General features: G+C 62.5%; 4 protein-coding genes. All 4 read right to left on the bottom strand.

Annotated elements, in window-relative coordinates:
- A partial coding sequence (locus tag ACEQXV_RS11035; protein WP_370269160.1) for a hypothetical protein occupies positions 1 to 236 on the bottom strand: 236 nt, incomplete at its 3' end.
- On the bottom strand, positions 233 to 646 hold the full coding sequence (locus ACEQXV_RS11030) for a hypothetical protein (RefSeq protein ID WP_370269159.1): 414 nt from the start codon (positions 644 to 646) through the stop codon (positions 233 to 235). The genes ACEQXV_RS11030 and ACEQXV_RS11035, both read right to left, overlap by 4 nt.
- Before the next feature lie 412 nt (positions 647 to 1,058).
- Positions 1,059 to 1,637 carry a hypothetical protein gene (locus ACEQXV_RS11025; protein WP_370269158.1) on the bottom strand — a complete coding sequence of 193 codons (579 nt, stop codon included), beginning with the start codon at positions 1,635 to 1,637 and terminating at the stop codon, positions 1,059 to 1,061.
- Between the two features lie 4 nt (positions 1,638 to 1,641).
- Positions 1,642 to 2,614 (bottom strand): phenylalanine--tRNA ligase subunit alpha (gene pheS / locus ACEQXV_RS11020; RefSeq protein WP_370269156.1); only part of this gene is annotated, 973 nt, incomplete at its 5' end.

Raw genomic sequence — 2,614 nt, 5'->3', positions numbered from 1 at the left:
TCCATCACCGCGCGCAGCGGCGCGGCCTCGGGCGCGTCGGTGGACCAATCCACCCCGGACCCGGTGAATATCGCGCCGTCGATTCCCTCCAGATCGGCCTCGGTCACCTCGGCGTCATAGGGATGCACGGTCCGGGTTTTCACCGAAGGATCAATAAGCTGCAGCGCATCCACGAACTCCGGCGCGGCGGCGATGCCGCTGGCCGGGTTTGATTCCACGATCAGGATCGTCGTCATTGGCCACCAAGGATGGGTTCCGCCCGCAGCGAGCGCTCGAAGTCGCCGTCGCAATCGCTGAGCAGGACGGTGAATTCCGTGGGGAAGCCGGGTTCGTCGAAGGCGATCACGGCACGCCCCCAGGTCAGGCTGGCGACACCGCCGGGGCGGCCAAGGCCCGCGTCGCAATGCCAGTCGCTCTGCCCGATCCAGTAGCCGTGATGCACGTCCCGCTCGGTGAAATTCCCTGCAAGGCCTGGGAAAACAAGCTCTCCGGTCATGCCGTCGTAATCGGTGAAACTCAGGATCGCGGCGCCGTATTCATCGGCGAGATAGACGATGTTGCCGGTGTCGGAGGACCAGACCTCGTCGGCAAGGACGGGGCTGGCAAGCGAGAGGGCGAGAACGGTGGAAACAAGGGCTTTGCGCATGGGAAACCTCTGGTTGCGAGATGCGAAAGCCTAGCGCGGGATGTGGATTCCACAAAGCGCGGAATGGCCGGAAACAGGGGGGTGCCATGCGTACACCCCCCGTACACCCCCTGTGCACCCCCCGTGCAGACGAAACGACGTTTTGAGGGAGGATACGCCCCTTGCCGATGGCGCGGGGAAGAAGGCGAGGCGATCGGAGGGGGTGCGGGTGTCAGCCGCCCGTGCCGCGCATCGACGGGCCGCGGTGCGGCGATCCTCGGGTCGTGTAGGGCGCTTTATCGTGGGGCATCCGTGAGAGGGTTGAGGGGGGCGCAGGTGGCAACCAAATCGCCGTGCCGGGGGGCGGCCCGGCGATGCGCGGCGGCCGAGAGCTTCGCCAACAACCTGCTATCCAACCAGTTCTATTGCTTACCTATGTGCCGCCTACTCCGAGTAGCATCTGTAGGAGGAGATATATTATCCCAATCAAGCCACTGAACATCAGAAAGGCAACAATCGCCGTCACGAACACTCCGAACTGACGCTGTGCTCCGAAACTGACTGGCTGTGTGATTGCATCAGGGCAATTGACGGCAACTATCTTCGGGTTCTTCAGATCTAGGTCGATCGCATCGACTATTAGGAGCTGAAACGGGGCAAGCGAAGGTACATTGAGAAAGAAACTTCCATTGGGTGCAACCTTGGTCGTGTGATCCATCGGAGGCCACAAATTGTAGCTCGTTGGCACCGCACTGAACACAATCTCTACCCGTGAGGCGGGTTTGCGGCCCATGTTCTGAACGAAGTACTTTTCAGTCGAGATCGAGATTGCAGCCGCGTCTGGCTTCAGCTGAAATTCATGGACGTTTAGGTTTGTGGAACCCCATATGATTTTCACGCGTGCCCGAAATAGCCACAGTAAATACGCAGTGCCCAAAGAGATAGCCACCGCCAAGATGAACTCCCGCGCCGGCTCAAGAATTGTCCAAATCTCTCCAAGCAACTCGGCCATCCACTCACACCCCCGAATGCACCGCCGGCACGTCGAGCGCGGCAAAGCCGTAGTGCCGCAGCCAGCGCAGGTCTGAATCGAAGAACGCCCGCAGATCGGGGATGCCGTATTTCAGCATCGCGATCCGGTCGATGCCCATGCCGAAGGCAAAGCCCTGCCACTGGTCGGGGTCGATGCCGCCCGCCTGAAGCACCTTGGGGTGCACCATGCCCGAGCCAAGCACTTCCAGCCAGTCGTCGCCTTCGCCCACTTTCACGGTGCCGCCTTCCCAGGAACACTGGATATCAACCTCGGCCGAAGGTTCGGTGAAGGGGAAGTGGGACGCGCGGAAGCGGGTTTTGACCTTGGCGCCGAAATAGGCCGAGAAGAATTCCTCCAGCACCCATTTCAGGTTCGCCATGGAGATATCCTTGTCGATGGCCAGCCCCTCGACCTGGTGGAACATGGGCGTGTGTGTCTGGTCGTAATCGGCGCGGTAGACGCGGCCCGGGGCGATCACGCGGCAGGGGGCGCCGTGGGCCTCCATGTAGCGGATCTGCACGGGGCTGGTATGGGTGCGCAGCACGTGGGGCGGACGATTGTCGCCCTCTTTGCGGTGCGTGTAGAACGTGTCCATCTCGGCCCGCGCAGGGTGGTGGCCGGGGATGTTCAGCGCGTCGAAATTGTACCAGTCGGTCTCGATCTGCGGGCCTTCGGCCACGGCAAAGCCCATGTCGGCGAAGATCGCGGTCACTTCCTCGGTGACCTGGCTGACCGGGTGGATCGTGCCCTGGCGGCGGTCGCGTGCGGGCAGCGTCACGTCGAGCCATTCGGCGCGCAGGCGTTCGTCGAGCGCCGCGTCGCCAAGCGCGGCCTTGCGCGCGGCGATGGCGGAGTTGACCTCGTTCTTGAGCGCATTCAGTGCCGGACCCGCGACCTGGCGTTCCTCGGGCGTCATCGTGCCCAGTTCGCGCATCTGAAGGCTGATCTCGCCCTTC

Source organism: Nioella sp., from assembly GCF_964229645.1.
GTDB lineage: Bacteria > Pseudomonadota > Alphaproteobacteria > Rhodobacterales > Rhodobacteraceae > Nioella.
Note: the sequence above shows the minus strand (reverse complement) of the source record. Positions and strands in the feature narration are given on the sequence as shown.